We start from the raw sequence: 16,492 nt of genomic DNA, 5'->3' as shown, positions 1-16,492 counted from the left end.
TTGTAGTTGACTTTTGCCATTGTTTTACCTTTTTGGGGTTGCGCAATGAATATAGTAGCTTATGCTACCCTCTTATTAAACTCCTGCATGGTCCATTTCCGAAATTGCCCTGGCAGACAATGACGGATTCGCAGAGATTATCTCCAAGATGGCTTAACCTCCCATATCAACAAGTATCTGCACCAAGACCTTATAGTCCAGATACTGGATTCCATCTTTCCCTTGATGGATTTTGTCAGCCAGTTCGCTGTTATAATACATATCCATCGCCTGTTCTAGCGAACAGTTCTTCACCTGCGCAAGATGCGCAATAATGCGCTCTTCCAGGCGTTCCTGATAGACTTTTTCCAGAACATCTTCGTCTACCATTTTACACCTCTTCGCAACCCTTGTATTTCAGGACCGCATCAATAGCCTTTTGCGTGATAAAGGCGATCTGGTCGTAAGTCGGATAAGCCTTTATTTCCTTCAATGCCCGCGGCATATCCCAGATACCGGAGTGATACATATCCACAACACGGAAAACCTTGTCATTTGCGACCTTGCCCATAATTACATCGTATTGGGCATATTCCAAGAAACCATCGCGGCATTTGCACACGAAATCAATCCATTCCTCTAAATCATCGGGGAACGTCTTAACGGCGAGTGCGGCGGGGACATCGTCCATGTCATAGACATTCAATATCGGCTTCAGGTTCCCATCCTTTAGAATATCGATTTTCCTGTGCGCCCAACGGACAGCCTGTTCACGCACCGTCGTGACATAGAATCCCTTTCCGAAATCAAGCGGGCGAAAAGAATGCTCAACATCCGGCTTGTCAACAACAACGTTCGAACCATGATAGACGATCATATGGCCACCTTACGGACGTTCAGATATTCTTCAATATCGCTGACGACGAAATCAGTGCTCTGCGTATGCAAAATTTCGTAATTGGGAACAAGGAATTTCTGAATACAGCCTGATTCAGCCAGCTTTCGATACACAAAAGACGGCAAACGATTCCACTTGTTTGCGCAAGCGTGAATCATATACACGACAAATTCAAAAGATTCCTGAACCATGGTCTAATCCTAATTGTTTTTCACAGTCCAATTATAAAAAAAGGGTGCGGGGCATTGCCCCGCTATTCTTGAAAAGGAGATGCCCGCCTGCGCGGGCATGACACTTTGCGCTACGATACCAGCATCATGGAGAACACCATGACGAACAGTGCGACGGTTTCGCCGACGCCCAAGACCATCAAGTAGTTCACGAGGCCCTTGCCGGTTTCGCCGAGGGCGTTGCAGGCGTCAGCCGCCGACTTGCCCACGTACCAGGCAGAGGCCATCATGCCGATGCCACCGAAGATGCCGACACCCAGGTACGCCGCCCAGTTGGCCGGAGCCGCCTGGGACTTGTTCAGGATGTACATCATCAGCAACATGCCGTAGATTGTCTGCGCAATGGGTGCCCCCACGAAGATGAGCAGCGTAAACAGCGCGTTCTTACCCTTGAGATACGCCTTCTTCCAGGCCCCGATGGCCGCCATGCCGGCAGTCCCGCAGCCCAGCGCAGAACCCACCGCGGCAAGGCCCAGGGCCGCCACCGCGCCGAGTTTCGCGAGCGTTAAAAGTTGAGCTTGATCCATACGTGTTACCTCGCTGGATTAAAGCACCATCATGGAGAACACGAGAACGAACAGGGCCACGGTTTCCACGATACCGAGCACCATCAAGTAGTTCACCATGCCCTTGCCGGTTTCACCGAGAGCATCGCAAGCCACAGCAGCGGACTTGCCCTGGTACCAGGCAGAAGCCATCATGCCAAGACCGCCGAAGATACCGGCACCGAGGCAGCCGCCCCAGTTGGTAAAGCCGGATTCAGCAGCCTTGCTCAAGATGAAGTTCATCAGGAGCATGCCGTAAATCGTCTGGGAAATCGGGGCACCCACGAACACCAGCAAGGTGAAGAGAGCGCTCTTGCCCTGGGCATAAGCCTTCTTCCACATGGTGATGGCGGACATACCAGCCGTTCCGCAACCAAGGGCGGAGCCCATTGCCGAAATGCCGAGAGCGGCAGCAGCACCCATTTTAGCGAGAGTAACCATTGTATTCGGTTCCATTGTTTTTTCCTCATTAAGTAGCGGGAATCATCCCTTGGTTTAATTTTTCTGCTTGGCGAAGGGCGCGAACGCGAATCCGCTCCATTCCTGGCCAAGTCCATTTGAAAATTCGAGTGTGTTAAGACGTACGGCGTGGACGGCGACGCCCATGACCGCAAGCGCGATGTTCAGGCCATGCACAAAGAGCAGCAAGAAGGCTGCACCGGCGATACCGACAGCGGAGCCGAACAGCGGCGAAAGCATGTCGTTGAACGCTTCGGCAATGGCCGCACCGGACATGCCCACAGCGAACAGACGGATGTAACTGATCACGTCGGTAAAGCTGTTCACCACGTCCAAGACGAGCATCGGGATGCTGATGAAGTCCTGCTTGAGCCTCTTGGGCGGCACCGTAAAGAGCACCAGGAGTACGGCTTCCACGATGAACATCGGGATGACGAACTTCGGCATGTCGATACCGAGCACCATCTGGCAGGCCAGGAAGAACATCACCCAGCAACCGATGAGCCAGCCCACCTGCGCCATGAACGTGGAGTCCTTGCGCTTGATGCGCACGCAGACGTTCCACACGTGAGCGATACTCAGGTGGACCACGGCGATGCAGAAGCAGAACAGCTGGATATGCTGCATCTGGGAAGCACCCGCCGTCTTCGGCACGAAGCTTTCGGGCAACAGCGTGATCGACTGGGCGAAGGCCTTGTAGGCTTCGAACTTCGCAGGGTCAGTCGGGGCACTAGTGCGGATCCAGAGCATCGCGTTCTTCAGCGGTTCAGGCAACCAGCCGTAGTTGGTGATGTCCAGGTAATACGTCCACCCCGCAAGCGAGGGGCTGAGCCCGAGGAAGCTTGCGTTGATGACACCCCACACGATGGTGGCGATGCTCATGAGGTAGATAAAGTGGAAACCAGCAGGGTTCGCCTTCGGCATCTTTTTGCGGGCAAAGAGTGCGAGACCGAGGAACAACAGGCCGTAAGCCGAGTCGCCCACAATCATCGCAAAGAAGATGCTGAAGAAGCAAAGGAACACGGCCGACACGTCCACTTCCTTGTACCCCGGCGAAATGCCGATGATATCGTACAGGAACTGCATGGGGCGGCTGAGCTTGCTGTAGGTAAGCAGAGTCGGGATGTCGTCGCCGTCGGCTGGGTCGTCCACCAGGAGGCCCCAGCCGTGCTCGCGGGCGGCCTTCTCGAGTTCGCCTACGCGAGGTGCAGGGCAGAAGCCCTGCACGGCGGCGACGTTCTTGTCGCCCACCATCGAGGCTTCGGCTTCGACCATGCGGTAGTCGTCGCCCACTTCGAGGAGCTTGTCCTCGATAGATTCGCGGACGCCCGAAAGTTCACCCAGGCGTTTTTCGACGCGGGCAAGCGTTTCCTTGGCGCGCGCTTCCATTTCGCGGTATTCGGCAAGCGACTTCTGCGGCATCGTGAGTTCGGTGAAGTTTCCCTTCACGGCGACAGGGGCATCTCCCCTGCTCACGACAGCTACATACTTGCCGTTTTCATCCTGACCGAATTTTTCGATGGAACCTTCGCCTTCGAGTTCGAACGGGATTTTACCGTCATGGAGCTGGTAGAGTTTGACAAAGATACCCTTCGCCTGCAAGGCTGCAGCCGTTGCGGGATCCAGGTTCTTGAACATGGAAAGTTTAGTGAGTTCCTCTTCGGCCTGTTCCTTGTCGATTTCCGCCTGCTTGCTTTCGGCAACCAGGTTCTGGATTTCTTCAATAAGGTCTGCAGCAGAGGTCCCTGAGCTAGCCGAAGGGTTCACGGGAGTCACACCCTTCGGGGCCTTCTCGGGCACCACTTCCAAGGCCTTCTGCACGCGGTTCATTTCGCCGCGGGCCTTGTTCAGCTTGGCGCCTGCTGCCGCCTGCAAGGGCGTGAGGTGCAAAATTTCAAGCGTACGGAGCGCCTGGAGCGTCTCTTCAACCGCACCTGCAACCGTCAGCACCGTCACTTTCTTCATAGGAGTAATCATGCGGCGGCCTCCTTCGCGAGTGCATCCTGGGCTGCGGTACGGGCGGTAGCCTTACCCTTCGCAAGCTTGCTGCGGGCAACGCCACTGGTCTGCTGGTCTCCCAGGAAGATGTTGATGACGCGGATATTTTCCTTCGCTTCGGGAATCTTCACCTTTTCGAACAAGTTCACGCGCTGGCTCGTGGTACGCAGTTCCTTCGAGAGGAGCTCGTATTGACGCTCGAGCACGCGACGTTCCAGACGCAGCGAAATCAGGCCCTGCAGACTTCTGATACCGTCGTCCAGCCACACGGGCGTGGTAAAGAAATCCGGAATCGAGATATTAAAATCTACCCCGTCGTATGTCGGAATCTTCACGCCGGCGATGTTACCTTCGCCCTGGCGCACTTCCTTCACCGACAGGTACTTTGACCATTCGATGGGTTCAGCAAACAGCGAAATCCAGGAAGCCATGCTCTTGCGGAGCTTGTCCTCCTCTTCTCGCTTTGCCATCACCCTCTCCTGAAGCGTGCGCATTTCCATCTGCAGCTGCTGCTTTTTCAACAGCAACGTCGGCAGATAGCGCTGGAAGCGCTTCAATGCGTCGCGTTCCGCCTTGAGGGCGTTTTTAGTTAACTTGACCTTCGCCATATTACCCCTTCTTGGGCCAATATTCGTTGATCATCTTGGTCGGAATACCGGTTTCTTCGGGTGCGAAGCAGTCGGCAAGGATTTCCCAGCCAAGGTCCAAAGCCTTTTCAAGAGGAATGTTCACGGAGAGGTCCATCATTTCCTTCTCGAAACGGGCACCGTATTTCAGCAGCTTCTGGTCCCAGTTACTCATGTTGAAGCCCATGGACTGCTTTTCCAAAGTTTCCTTGTAGCTTGCGTACAGCTGGATCATGGTGTTCATGATGGTACGGTGGTCGCTACGGGTCTTACCGTTCACCTGCTGTTTCAAACGAGACAGAGATCCGAACGGTTCGATACGGCCCTTGCGCAGGTAGAACTGACCTTCGGTAATGTAACCGGTGTTGTCCGGGACCGGGTGGGTCACGTCGTCGCCAGGCATGGTCGTAACAGCAAGGATAGTGATGGAGCCCGAACCTTCGAAGTCCACAGCCTTTTCGTAACGGCTAGCAAGCTGAGAGTAAAGGTCGCCAGGGTAACCACGGTTCGACGGAATCTGTTCCATCGTAATGGCGATTTCCTTCATGGCGTCTGCAAAGTTCGTCATGTCGGTAAGGAGTACGAGCACGTTCTTGCCTTCGGTAGCGAACTTTTCAGCCACGGCAAGCGATGCATCCGGCACGAGCAAGCATTCCACAATCGGGTCAGAGGCGGTGTGCATGAACATCACCGTACGGCTCATGGCACCGTTCTTTTCGAGGAAGTCCTTCAGGTACAGGTAGTCATCGTGCTTCAGGCCCATGCCGCCGAGGATAATCACGTCCACTTCGGCCTGCAAGGCGATACGGGCCAAGAGTTCGTTGTAAGGTTCACCGGCAATGGAGAAAATCGGGAGCTTCTGCGAAACCACGAGCGTGTTGAACACGTCGATCATCGGGATACCCGTACGCACCATGGTCTTCGGGATGATACGCTTGGCGGGGTTCACGGAAGGGCCGCCGATAGTAATGCGTTCGCCGTCCACTTCCGGGCCGTTATCACGGGGCTTACCGGCACCGTTAAACACGCGGCCGAGCAAGGCTTCACTGTACGGGACCTTCATCGGTTCACCGAGGAAGCGCACTTCGGAGTCGGTGGAAATACCGCGGGCACCTGCGAACACCTGCAAGTCCACCATGTCGCCGTCAATACGGATCACGCGGGCAAGGGATGTTCCGAACGAGCTTGTCACCTGGGCAAGTTCCTGATTTGCTACACCTTCGGCGCGGAGCGTAATCACGGAACCGGCGATGCGTTCAATACGATGGTATGCCACATTATGCATTAGCGGAAACCTCCTTCACGGAAGCGAAAATACTTTGTTCAAGGTCCTTAAATTCCTGGGAATCGAACTTGACGCGGTTCCAGTCCTTCGTCGACTGAGTGAGCTTGAGGAAGAACGTACGAGCGACGTCCTTCTCGCTGAACTTCATCGGGGTCTTGAGGATAGTGTAAACCTTGTCGAACACGTACTTCTGGCGTTCGGCGGAGCAGGCGGCGTCGATTTCGTTATAGGCGTCCTGCTGCAGGTAAACGGCATCGAGGTATTCGGACTTCAGGTAAATCACGAAGTCGTCGATAGAGGTACCTTCTTCGCCCACCACCTTCATCATGTTGTTCACGTCCACGCCGTTCGCGAGGATGTGACGGGCTTCGGCCACCTTCTTGCTGTCGATGATGCCTTCGTACTTGGACCAGGAATCCAGCGGGTGGATTGCCGGGAAACGGCGCTGGTCGGAACGTTCACGGCTAAGTCCGAGGAATGCGCCCACCACCTTCAAGGTAGCCTGGGTCACGGGTTCTTCGAAGTTACCACCTGCAGGCGACACGGAACCGCAAATCGTCACGGAACCGGTAGAGCCGTCCTTCAGGCGAACCACGCCACCGCGTTCATAGAAGGCGGCAATCACGGATTCGAGGTAGGCCGGGAAGGCTTCTTCGCCCGGAATTTCTTCCAGACGGCCACTCATTTCACGCAGAGCCTGTGCCCAACGGGATGTGGAGTCAGCCAAGAGGAGCACGTTCAGGCCCATCTGGCGGTAATATTCGGCGAGAGTCACACCCGTATAAACAGAAGCTTCACGGGCAGCCACCGGCATCGAAGACGTGTTACAAATAATCAGCGTACGTTCCATCAGGGACTTGCCAGTACGCGGGTCAATCAGTTCAGGGAATTCGCGGAGGGTTTCCACCACTTCACCTGCACGTTCACCGCAAGCGGCCAAAATCACGATATCCACGTCGGCGTAGCGGCTCATGAGCTGCTGGAGCACCGTCTTGCCGGCACCGAAGGGGCCCGGCGTACAGAACGTACCGCCCTGCATCACGGGGAAGAACGTATCGATAATGCGCTGCTGCATGGTGAGGGGCTTGCTCGGGCGCAGGCGTTCTTCGTAGGCCTTGATCGGCATCTTCACCGGCCAGGTCTGCACCATGGTCACGTCCTGGGTTTCGCCCTTATCGTTCTTGAGTTTAGCAACAACAGTTTCTACAGTGAATTCGCCCGCGGCAGAGACCGATTCCACGGTCCACTTGCCGAGCTGGCGGAACGGCACCATGATGCGGTGCGTGAACACGCCTTCGGGCACGGTGCCCAGCGTATCGCCCGCGACCACCACATCGCCCGCCTTCGCGACCGGGGTAAATGCCCACTTCTTGTCGCGGGGGAGCGCCTTCAAATACTTACCGCGCTGCAAAAAGAAGCCGCATTCTTCGGCAAGCTTCGGGAGCGGGTTCTGCAGACCGTCAAAGACCTGGGTCAAGAGGCCGGGGCCAAGTTCTACGGACAAAAGTTCGCCGGTGAATTCCACCTCGTCACCCGTCTTTAAACCCGTGGTGTCTTCGAACACCTGGAGTTCGGCGTAGTCACCGCGGATACGGATGACTTCGCTCTTGAGGGGGATGACTTCGGACTTGCCGTCCTTGTTTTTCTGAGTAAGCTTGGCATAAGCCACTTCGTTCTGGGACACGGCGCTTTCGAACTTGACGCGAATCAGGTTACCGTTGACGCCGATGATTTTTCCGATACTAGCCATTGAAAATGGACCTCCGGTCATTCCTGTGCCGCCGCAGGGGCGTATGCAGGATCGTTTGCATTAATAACATTCAACACGGCAGCGTCGCCCGCTTGTTCGGAGAGGCGCGCCCAACGTTCACAAATCTTCAGTTTGATCGCATAAGCGTAAACATGCTTGACGGTACCCTCGCCTACACCTGCAAGCGAGTCCACAAGCCAGAAACGGGCCTTGTCGATATCCTGCTCTTTTTCCATAGGATTCGACTTGGCAAACGCATCTTGAATCATCTTGGCAAAGGCGACATCGTAACCCGGGAAGGACTTTTCCGTAAAACGGATATCGGGCCCCCATGCGCTTGCACGGAGCCTACCCGAAACGTTCTTCATCTGGATTTCGTGGGCCTTGTAGGCGCGCACGAACTCGTCGTCGCACTCTTCGCATTCACCGTCATCCAAAAGCGCGTCCAGAGCCGCAAGTTCCGGCTCGGACAGCACGCCGATGCAGCGGTGGCGAAATTCTTCCATACTGAGCGGGGCCGGATCGCCGAACTCAATCATCGGAAGAGATGCCATCAAGTAAGAAGGACTGCTCATCAAGTACCCGCGTTACTTCGCCTGTGCGGCAGCGTTTACCACTCTGGCAAGTTGCGGACGGAGCAGGGCCGAAAGAGCGTCGGCCATTGCAGCTTCTGTAAATTCGTGGGTGACCTTGCCGCCGTCGAGCTTGATGCGGAAGCCGAACTTGACGCCCTTGTCGCTTTCGACCTTCACGCCGGCGGAAAGCTGCTTCTTGAACTCGCCCATCACAAAGGAGCTGAGCTTACGGGCATCGGCGTCGGAGAAAACCACCTCGATGTCGGAGGTATAGGACTTGGCTACCGTGAGGAGCATGCTCTTGACGGTGGATTCGTCCAGGGACTTCTCCACCTCGAGGTTCAACAGGTCCATAATCATCTTTTCGAGATTCTTGCCTACCGAAAGCAAAAGGTCGCGGGCGGACTGTTCAAGGGTGCGTTCGCTACGTTCCGTGAACGCTTCGGCGTCCTTGTCGGCCTTTTCCAGACGGGCGGACGCTTCGGCCTCGGCAGCCTTCACGATATCGGCCGCCTTTTCCTTGGCCTTGGCAATGATAGCCGCCGCCTCGTTTTCTGCTTTATCGACAGCATCTTTCTGGATGCGTTCCATAAGGTATTGCAAGTCTTCTGCCATATATATCTCCAATTACGCTCCGGATTGGGAATGCACGACAAAAAACGGCCCTGCTAGCCCTAATCCAGAAAATTTCGTTAGTAATATACAAGTAATTTTCCGCAAAAGTTCACGAAAAAATGAAAAATTTTGAAAAAAAAGACGAAAAAACGAATTTTGGCGACGAAAAGCCACAGAATGTGTAAAAATTGACTTTACAAACCAAAAAGGTGTAATTGCAATGCAAAAAAAGATCCCCGCCTACGCGGGGATGACATAAACGTTTTTCGGGGATGACATACCTGTTTTTACTATATTTACGCCCGAAAAAAATCTTTCAAGGACTAACTATGAAACGTACTCATAACTGCGGCCAGCTGCGCAAGGCAGATGTTGGCCAGACCGTAACACTCGCCGGTTGGGTGGACCGCCGCCGCGACCATGGTGGTGTGATTTTTGTGGACCTCCGCGACAAGTATGGCAAGACCCAGATCGTCTTCAACCCGGACTACAATGCCGACGTGATGAAGACCGCCGAACAGCTCCGCAACGAATACGTGATTACGGTGACCGGCAAGGTCTACGCCCGCGAAGAAGGCAACGCCAACGAAAAACTCGCCACGGGCGAAATCGAAGTCAAGATCGACTCCATCGAAATCCTGAACGCGGCCCTCACCTCCCCCTTGGCCATTAACGACCCGAACGAAGAGTGCAAGGAAAACGACGACCTGCGCCTGCAGTACCGCTACCTCGACCTGCGCCGTCCGTGGATCCAGAAGAAGCTCCTCCTCAAGAGCCGCTTCCTCAAGGCCGTGTACGACTTCTTCTACGCCAACGGTTTCGAAAACATCGAGACTCCGGTGCTCTGCAAGTCCACTCCGGAAGGCGCCCGCGACTACCTGGTGCCGAGCCGTGTGAACCCGGGCAAGTTCTACGCCCTCCCGCAGTCTCCGCAGCAGTACAAGCAGCTCCTGATGATTGCCGGCATGGACCGCTACTTCCAGATTGCCAAGTGCTTCCGCGACGAAGACCTCCGCGCCGACCGTCAGCCGGAATTCACGCAGATCGACGTGGAAATGTCCTTCGTGGACCAGGACGACGTGATGGAAATGTTCGACAAGTTCGTGACCGAAGTGCTCGGCAAGGTTTGGAACTTCGAACCGCCGCGTCACATCCGCCGCATGAAGTGGCACGAAGCTATGCTCAAGTACGGTTCCGACAAGCCGGACCTCCGCTTCGACCTCGAAATCCACGACGTGTCTGAAATCGGCGCCAAGAGCAACTTTGGCGTGTTCAAGAACTGCGTTGCCGCCGGTGGCAAGATCCGCGGTATCGCCGCCAAGGGCTGCGTGGACTTCACCCGCAAGCAGATTGACGAACTCACCGCCTACGTGGGCAAGTACGGTTCCAAGGGCCTCGTGTGGATGCGCGTCAAGGAAAACGACGAAGTGGAAACCCAGGTCGGCAAGTTCTTTACGACTGAACAGTTGAACGAACTGCGCGACGCCGTCGGTGCCAAGTGCGGCGACATGATGTTCTTCATCGCCGGCCCCGAAAAGGTTGCAGCAACCGCCATGGGCCAGCTCCGTCTGGAAGTCGCCCGCATCAAGGGTCTCCGCGACCCGAAGAAGCGCGAATTCGTGTGGATTACCGAATTCCCGATGTTCGAATACAGCGACACCGAAGGCCGCTACATGGCCATGCACCACCCGTTCACCAACCCGCTTCCGGAACACCTCGACATGATGCTCGGTGGCAACCTCAAGGATTGCAACGCCGAAGCCTACGACCTTGTTCTGAACGGCGTGGAAATCGGCGGTGGTTCTATCCGTATTCACAACCCGGAAGTCCAGGAGAAGGTGTTCCGCCTGCTGGGCCTCTCCGAAGAACAGGTGAAGGAAAAGTTCGGCTTCTTCGTGGACGCCTTCAAGTACGGCGCTCCTCCCCACGGTGGTCTCGCCTTCGGCTTGGACCGCGTTGTTGCTACCATGGAAGGTGAAGAATCCATCCGCGACTTCATCGCGTTCCCGAAGAACACGAGCGCATCTAGCCCGATGGACCAGTGCCCGAGCGAAGTCGACCTCCAGCAGCTGCAGGATATTCATATCTCCGTGCAGATGCCGAAGACAGCAGCCAAGTAAGTTGACCAACACGATGTGTCATCCTGAGTAAGCGAAGCGCATCGAAGGATCTCAAGGAAACTTATTCTTAGATTCTTCGACTTCGCCCTAACGGGCTTCGCTCAGAATGACACTCACAGTTAACGCCCCCGCTTTTAAAGCGGGGTTTTCTTTATGTGTGCGCTTTCGCACGAAAACAATTTTTCACATAACTTTGGGCAATTCCAAAAGGGTCTTTTGCTAAATTAAGGCACGACTCTTAACCCCCAATATGGAGAAATTCAAATGAAACTCACTACCCGTGCTATTGCCGAAGCTATCGGCACATTCTGGCTTGTGTTTGGCGGCTGCGGCGCTGCCGTTCTCGCTTGCGGCGTCCCGACTACCGGTATCGGCTACGTGGGCGTGTCGCTCGCATTCGGCCTCACCGTGCTCACCATGGCATACGCCATCGGCCACATTTCGGGTTGCCACCTTAACCCGGCCGTCACACTCGGTCAGGTTGCCGGCGGCCGCTTCCCCGCTAAGGAAGCTCCGGCCTACATCGTGGCACAGGTCATTGGCGGCATTATCGCTGCGGCCGTGCTCTACTGCATCGCCCAGCCCGACCTCACCAACGCAGGCATCGGCGCATTCGCCACCAACGGCTGGTCCGACGCTCTCAACAACGGCGTGAACGCCTTCGGCGGCAAGACCACCGGCATGTGCGGCGCGTTCCTGATTGAAACCGTGCTCACGGCCATCTTCCTGTTCGTGATTATGGGCGCTACCGACGGCCGCGCTCCGGCTGGCTTCGCCCCGATTGCCATCGGCCTCTGCCTCACGCTCATCCACCTCATCTCTATCCCGGTGACCAACACCTCCGTGAACCCGGCCCGCTCTACCGCAATGGCAGTGTTCGTTGGCGGTGCTGCCATCAAGCAGCTCTGGCTCTTCTGGGTCGCCCCGATTCTCGGTGGCGTGATTGGCGGCGTTGCATACAAGTTCCTTGCCGAATGCAAGTGCGAGAAGAAGTAATAACGCTCGCCTAGATTGCCACGTCGCAACGCTCCTCGCAATGACGTAGCATGTCATGCTCGCTATACGATACTTGGCAACTTGTTGCCATAGTAGAGTTATCCTCTTTGGGGAGAAGGCGAGCATCTTCCCTTAAATTTGAGGCGGCCCCATCTGGCGACAGTTGGGCCGCCATTTTTATTGCATAATTATTCGAGACAGAATTTCCAAATTGGAATCACATTAATGCCATCTTCTAAAACAGTTTCCGAATTCCATGTAACAATGCAGCAATTTTTCACTTTAATTTCTTCTTTCGCCAAACGAATCGCATCTATCTCTCTCTTAAACGTGTCTTGCTGTTCCATATCCCAAGCAACCTGAACGAGCCGCCTAGATTTCGTATCGAGATTCGTAACAAGGAAATCAACTTCGCCGCCAGCACGATTGATATAATACTCAATTTTATTATTTCCACGCCGGAAATGCATAAAAACAAGGTTCTCTAGAAGCCACCCTTTTTCAGCATCATTCTTTGGCGTCATCGCACGAACAACCCCAGTATCAACCATATAATATTTATCAGGATTTGTTCTACGCACCGAAACAGAATCAGTCCTTAAAGATACTGGATAAATCAAGTATGCGTCGGCTAAATAGCGAAGATAATTAGAAATATATTCGCGATTGTCCGAAATCCCCATTGCCTTCAAAGTGCCAGAGATAGCACGAGTTGAAACCTTCCGCGCATAATTATGGATAACATAGTCCAAAGTATACCGGAGTGCCTGCACACTTGAAATTTCATGCCGTTCGATAACATCCCTAAATACGACAGCATTCACGTACTCCTGCAACAACTTATTCCGGACACGAACATTCTCCCCTTGCACATCGGGGAAACCACCCTCGTCCAAATATCGAGCCATAGCATTACGCAACAGTCCACAAGTCCTGGATGAAAAAGGTTCTTCAGGAACGGTCTTAAAAATCCCATTAAATTGCAGAAATTCCGAAAAAGACAGCGGAAAAACCTCCATATCCAAAGACCGCCCACGTAGCTGTGTCGCCACCTCCGACGAAAGCAACTTGGATGAAGATCCGGTCACACACAATTGAACCAACCCAGAATCAATTAGACGACGAGCATAAAATTCCCAACCATCAACATCCTGCAGTTCATCCAAAAAGTACCAACACTTTTCCCGGGCAGCCTCAGGATACATTGTCGCATGCACATCACCGATAAGATGGAGATCATCCACCTTGATGCCCCTTAAGCGTTCATCGTCAAAGTTAACATAAACAATTCGATTCAGAGGCAGTCCGGCGTCAATAAGTTCATGCATCCGCTGATACGTTATATAAGTTTTCCCAGTGCGACGCATACCAATAATAGAAGTCGCATTTCTCTTTTTTTCAAGAAATTCTACAGTGCGACGGCACACATCCGTTGGCACTCCATTCTCATAAAATTCACGCAAAATTTCGGCGATTACTTTTTCCATACCAACAATATATATAAAATTGGTATAAAAATCAAGCCATTTTAACAAAAAATTGGCTTATTTTTTAGTCCATATTACTTGTGGTGCTTTTTATACTGGCGTAGGGCCAGGATGCGCTGAGGCGTCAGGAACACGAACGAAGCCCAGTAGCGCAGCAGGAACCACGAAACTTCCGGGAAATCGAACGGGAGGAACGTGACCAGACGGAGGCGGTTTTTGAGCCACCAGCGCCAAACAGAGCCGCGGCGACGATCCGCAAATTTCCCGAAGTTGCCGTCGCGCATGATTTCGCGAAGGAGAATGCGCCCGCGGCGGGCATCAGGCGGGCAAAGCAGGTATTGCGATTCCAGACCGAGGTATTCCGAAAGCACCCACATGAGGGCACCCGCAATGCGGTTCAGGCCAAGCGACTTTAATCGGGCAGCGACATCCGCGCGTTCACCATCGGAACTTGCCCGGAGTAGCACGCAGTAATCCATCACCTGGCGCAGGCCCACCCCGAGCCCCAACAGGTGCTTGTATATGTGCGAGAGCTGCATGACCAGCGCGAATTTGTTAGAAGGAACGTAGAAACTCGGCGCATCTTTAGTGTCGCCCGCAGGAACAAGATGCGAGGCAGGCAGTTCCGCGTTCAAGAAACGCTGCAAGCGGCTGTTTGCAAAAGGACTGCAGCGGTCAACCCCGAACCCGAAATGAACCTCGACTTCTTCCCCAAAAACCTTCTTGGAAAACAGAACGTCGTGGTTAGAGATTCGCGCCCTTTCCAACAAATTCAACTTCTGAAGAACGCTTAAAACGTGGTCGCGACCTCCCCCCACCCAGATGTCGATATCCCCCGTCTGCCGGATGAACCTGTCCGGATAAAGCAGGGAATTCGCCTGCCCCTTGAGAATGAGCGTCTGGCAACCCTCCGCCGCAAACTTCTGCGTCAGTTCACCCGAGCACGCATAATGCCGCTCGTTTAACGACCGGATACCCTCCGCCTGGTAGAACCACTTGAGGTAAAGCTGGTGCGGAATCCCGAGCGTTTCGGGCTTCCCCGACGAAAGCGATTTGATTGCAGAGAACGCGCCCCCAAGAACGGACTGCCTGCCGCATTGCCTGTAGAGCCACTCCCAGTCCTCAGCAGAAACATCGCCCGCAAGGATATCGCCCGCAAAAGCATCGCCTGCCCCAAAAACAGGAAACTCCCGCGAAGCCCCTAAGGCATATCGCAGGAGTGCAAAAAGGAGGTCGACCCGCCTCGCGACAACTTTATACGTGACGGTTTGCACCTTCGTTCAAGTTGAAACCGAGTTCATCATCGTATTCGTCGGCATCGGGACCTTCGCCGGAACCGGCAAGCAGATACATTTCACCGCGCATATCAATGAAACTGAGCTTCGGGGCAACGTATTCTTTCTTTTCAAACTTCAAATTCATATCAACCCCCTACTTAATTACAACCTTCTTGCCGTTATTGAAGTACGTACCCTTGATGGTCGGCTTCTTGTCGAGCTTGCGGCCCTTCATGTCGTACCAGCCGTTCGCCGTTGAGAACTCACCCGTGCGCGGATTCAGCATGTAAATTGCAGTTGTCCCTTCTTCGTCATGAAAAACCACCTCAATTGAAGAAGGCAAGTCTTCTTCAATAGCAGCGATTGTTGCGTTGGCACCAGCCTTGGTCAACGCATTGCTCTTGTTATAAACCAAGTAGCCACGGAACGGACGAATGTAAGCGCCATCCTTGACTTTCACGAACTGGCCCTGCTGAATTTGCTTGCCATCAACCTCTTTCGCCTTAGCAGCAAAGCCGTAAACACGACCAATGTCAGGGTCACCCTCTTCCCAAGTTTTATAGGAATACATGCCCCGGAATTCCCAATTGTCAAACTTAAACTTGGTATCGGCACCTACGGTTTTCTTCATCGTGGTCTTGCCCGCACACCAAGCAGGGAAAATAACCTGATTCCTGTTAGGACGCACAAAATAAGGCCTGTTTGCGGAAAATTCGCCGTTACTGCCCATTTGCTTCGCGTCAATTTGCCAGGTTTCTGAAGTTCCGTTAATCGCGATTCCAGTCATTTCGTAAATCTGGCCAAATTCAGAAAGACAGCCACTTGGGAAATCAAACGGCAGCATCAAGGTGCCGGGCTTGCCCCACTCTCCAGAATAGTCGCGATCGTAGTAGATGGAGTCCACTTCGACATCTTCTGCTATCTCGACAGTTTCCGTTGACGTTCCGCTAATGAGGGCAGTCTTCTTGCCATTAAGCATCTTGACGGTAATAGCACCGTATTCGCCAAGTATGGAGCCCTCTTCCTGGGCAAAAGCACCCATGAAGGCGACAGATAGCGTCAAGACGGCCATTTTTTTGAAGATTTTCATATTAAACCTATAGATTTTAGGCCAAATATAGAAAAATGTAAGAATAATGTAAAGTGCTGTAAATCACACAAAAAAAGCGTCTACATGCGTCAAAAAAAATTTTTTTTCAAGACATTTTCAATACATTTACAAGAAAACTTATTTTTTCTAAAATAATTCCACATTATGGAACATTTTGAGTATCCTATGCTAAGCCGCATCACAAAAAAAGCCGCTATCATCGGAAAATTTTTTTTGGCAGGAATTACAGCCATTTTATTGTTATCAATACTAATAGCCGGATATTATACAATTCCTGTTCATAGTCCAAATATCCAAGGAGGCACAGATTTTGTATGGGAACCTAATTCTTTTTGGATTAAACAAACGGAGGGGATTTCCTTCGGTAGACTTGATGCCCATGGTTTCAACAACGACTCAGTCATCAATAATCCTGATATTCTTATATTAGGTTCTTCCCACATGGAGAAGATGTAAATTTCTTTCTGTAAAATCAAAAGAGCCTGAAATTTTGCGCTTTTGGGCCCTATAAACAAAAAGTGGAGTTTCCACATCCTATTTT

18 protein-coding genes are annotated in these 16,492 nt (G+C 53.1%); 3 read left to right on the top strand and 15 right to left on the bottom strand.

Features of this window, described 5'->3' with window-relative positions:
* Window positions 1-153: 153 nt before the first annotated feature.
* The 11 genes from BUB22_RS15325 to BUB22_RS15275 all read right to left on the bottom strand — a co-directional run bounded on the left by BUB22_RS15325 (window position 154) and on the right by BUB22_RS15275 (window position 8,960).
* Window positions 154-369 carry a hypothetical protein gene (locus BUB22_RS15325; protein ID WP_073054022.1) on the bottom strand — a complete coding sequence of 72 codons (216 nt, stop codon included), beginning with the start codon at window positions 367-369 and terminating at the stop codon, window positions 154-156.
* Window position 370: 1 nt separating this feature from the next.
* A complete protein-coding gene (locus tag BUB22_RS15320) occupies window positions 371-856 on the bottom strand; it encodes a DUF3990 domain-containing protein (RefSeq protein WP_073116477.1) in 486 nt (161 codons plus the stop codon).
* Complete coding sequence (locus BUB22_RS15315; protein ID WP_073116476.1) at window positions 853-1,068, bottom strand: DUF3791 domain-containing protein; 216 nt, start codon at window positions 1,066-1,068, stop codon at window positions 853-855. Before BUB22_RS15315 ends, BUB22_RS15320 begins: the two co-directional genes overlap by 4 nt.
* Window positions 1,069-1,178: 110 nt before the next feature.
* Window positions 1,179-1,634 carry a V-type ATP synthase subunit K gene (locus BUB22_RS15310; protein WP_072799628.1) on the bottom strand — a complete coding sequence of 152 codons (456 nt, stop codon included), beginning with the start codon at window positions 1,632-1,634 and terminating at the stop codon, window positions 1,179-1,181.
* Between the two features lie 18 nt (window positions 1,635-1,652).
* Window positions 1,653-2,108 (bottom strand): V-type ATP synthase subunit K, encoded by a 456-nt coding sequence (locus tag BUB22_RS15305; RefSeq protein ID WP_083535590.1) that lies wholly within the window; start codon window positions 2,106-2,108, stop codon window positions 1,653-1,655.
* A 39-nt stretch (window positions 2,109-2,147) separates the two neighbouring features.
* Window positions 2,148-4,088: a V-type ATP synthase subunit I gene (locus BUB22_RS15300; protein WP_073116474.1), complete on the bottom strand. Its 1,941-nt coding sequence runs from the start codon at window positions 4,086-4,088 to the stop codon at window positions 2,148-2,150.
* A complete protein-coding gene (locus BUB22_RS15295; RefSeq protein WP_073116472.1) occupies window positions 4,085-4,717 on the bottom strand; it encodes a V-type ATP synthase subunit D in 633 nt (210 codons plus the stop codon). The genes BUB22_RS15300 and BUB22_RS15295 overlap by 4 nt, the downstream gene beginning before the upstream one ends.
* Window position 4,718: 1 nt before the next feature.
* Window positions 4,719-6,020 (bottom strand): V-type ATP synthase subunit B, encoded by a 1,302-nt coding sequence (locus BUB22_RS15290; RefSeq protein WP_073116471.1) that lies wholly within the window; start codon window positions 6,018-6,020, stop codon window positions 4,719-4,721.
* Complete coding sequence (locus tag BUB22_RS15285) at window positions 6,013-7,770, bottom strand: V-type ATP synthase subunit A (RefSeq protein WP_073116469.1); 1,758 nt, start codon at window positions 7,768-7,770, stop codon at window positions 6,013-6,015. Before BUB22_RS15285 ends, BUB22_RS15290 begins: the two co-directional genes overlap by 8 nt.
* A 17-nt stretch (window positions 7,771-7,787) precedes the next feature.
* Window positions 7,788-8,345 (bottom strand): DUF2764 family protein, encoded by a 558-nt coding sequence (locus tag BUB22_RS15280; RefSeq protein ID WP_073116467.1) that lies wholly within the window; start codon window positions 8,343-8,345, stop codon window positions 7,788-7,790.
* 12 nt (window positions 8,346-8,357) lie between these two features.
* Window positions 8,358-8,960 carry an ATPase gene (locus BUB22_RS15275; RefSeq protein ID WP_073116465.1) on the bottom strand — a complete coding sequence of 201 codons (603 nt, stop codon included), beginning with the start codon at window positions 8,958-8,960 and terminating at the stop codon, window positions 8,358-8,360.
* Window positions 8,961-9,289: 329 nt separating this feature from the next.
* Here BUB22_RS15275 and aspS point away from each other — a divergent pair, with 329 nt between their 5' ends.
* Window positions 9,290-11,080, top strand: coding sequence for an aspartate--tRNA ligase (gene aspS / locus BUB22_RS15270; RefSeq protein WP_083535589.1), 1,791 nt, complete (start codon window positions 9,290-9,292; stop codon window positions 11,078-11,080).
* A gap of 264 nt (window positions 11,081-11,344) precedes the next feature.
* Window positions 11,345-12,076 carry an aquaporin Z gene (aqpZ, locus tag BUB22_RS15265; protein ID WP_073116462.1) on the top strand — a complete coding sequence of 244 codons (732 nt, stop codon included), beginning with the start codon at window positions 11,345-11,347 and terminating at the stop codon, window positions 12,074-12,076.
* A gap of 188 nt (window positions 12,077-12,264) precedes the next feature.
* On the opposite strand, the gene BUB22_RS15260 is transcribed toward aqpZ, so the two are convergent.
* From BUB22_RS15260 to BUB22_RS15250, 4 genes are all read right to left on the bottom strand, one after another.
* On the bottom strand, window positions 12,265-13,563 hold the full coding sequence (locus tag BUB22_RS15260; RefSeq protein ID WP_073116479.1) for an ATP-binding protein: 1,299 nt from the start codon (window positions 13,561-13,563) through the stop codon (window positions 12,265-12,267).
* A gap of 74 nt (window positions 13,564-13,637) precedes the next feature.
* Complete coding sequence (locus BUB22_RS15255; RefSeq protein ID WP_073116460.1) at window positions 13,638-14,837, bottom strand: nucleotidyltransferase domain-containing protein; 1,200 nt, start codon at window positions 14,835-14,837, stop codon at window positions 13,638-13,640.
* Window positions 14,818-14,985 carry a hypothetical protein gene (locus BUB22_RS16815; protein WP_175547312.1) on the bottom strand — a complete coding sequence of 56 codons (168 nt, stop codon included), beginning with the start codon at window positions 14,983-14,985 and terminating at the stop codon, window positions 14,818-14,820. The genes BUB22_RS15255 and BUB22_RS16815 overlap by 20 nt, the downstream gene beginning before the upstream one ends.
* Before the next feature lie 9 nt (window positions 14,986-14,994).
* On the bottom strand, window positions 14,995-15,912 hold the full coding sequence (locus BUB22_RS15250; RefSeq protein WP_175547311.1) for a hypothetical protein: 918 nt from the start codon (window positions 15,910-15,912) through the stop codon (window positions 14,995-14,997).
* Between the two features lie 183 nt (window positions 15,913-16,095).
* Between BUB22_RS15250 and BUB22_RS15245 the strand changes: the two genes are divergently transcribed.
* Complete coding sequence (locus BUB22_RS15245) at window positions 16,096-16,407, top strand: hypothetical protein (RefSeq protein WP_073116456.1); 312 nt, start codon at window positions 16,096-16,098, stop codon at window positions 16,405-16,407.
* Window positions 16,408-16,492 lie beyond the last annotated feature (85 nt).

This window comes from Fibrobacter sp. UWCM (genome assembly GCF_900129735.1).
Classification (GTDB): domain Bacteria; phylum Fibrobacterota; class Fibrobacteria; order Fibrobacterales; family Fibrobacteraceae; genus Fibrobacter.
Note: the sequence above shows the minus strand (reverse complement) of the source record. Positions and strands in the feature narration are given on the sequence as shown.